This is a genomic window from Streptomyces sp. NRRL S-118, from assembly GCF_000716335.1.
GTDB lineage: Bacteria > Actinomycetota > Actinomycetes > Streptomycetales > Streptomycetaceae > Streptomyces.
The window spans coordinates 1-638 of the sequence record NZ_KL591060.1; the positions used below are offsets into that span (position 1 = coordinate 1).

Below are 638 nucleotides of genomic sequence, written 5' to 3' on the forward strand. Positions count from 1 at the left end.
ACGGACCGTTCGGCGCCGTGAGGCCATTGCTGGCACCGTCCTGGTTGACCGCGCTGCCACGGATCAGACCGAGGATCCGGCGCCCGTTGCGCTTGGCGTCGGACAGCCGCTCCAGCACCACCAGGCCGAGGCCGTCGGAGAAGCCGGTGCCGTCGGCCGAGGCCGAGTACGCCTTGCAGCGGCCGTCGGGGGCCAGGCCGCGCTGGCGACTGAACTCCATGTGGAGGAACGGTCCGGAGAGTACCGTCACGCCACCGGCCAGAGCGAGGGAGCACTCGCCGGCGCGCAGCGCGGTCACGGCGAGGTGCAGGGCGACGGCGGAGGCGGAGCAGGCCGTGTCCACCGACACCGCCGGCCCCTCCAGGCCGAGGCTGTAGGCGACGCGACCGGACACCACGCTGGTGGTCGAGCCGGTCAGGCGGAAGCCCTCGATCTCGGGGAGGGTCCCTGCGGGCATCGACGCGTAGTCGGACGGGCCGACGCCGCAGAAGACGCCGGTGTCGCTGCCGCGCAGGGAGTTCGGGTCGAGGCCCGCGTCCTCCAGCGCCTCCCAGGCGGCCTCCAGCAGCAGGCGCTGCTGGGGGTCCATGGCCGTCGCCTCACGCGGGCTGATCCCGAAGAAGTCCGCGTCGAACTCG

General features: G+C 73.4%; 1 protein-coding gene. It reads right to left on the reverse strand.

The window, feature by feature from the left end:
• A partial coding sequence (locus tag IH00_RS0136555; RefSeq protein ID WP_031080838.1) for a beta-ketoacyl synthase N-terminal-like domain-containing protein occupies positions 1–638 on the reverse strand: 638 nt, incomplete at both ends.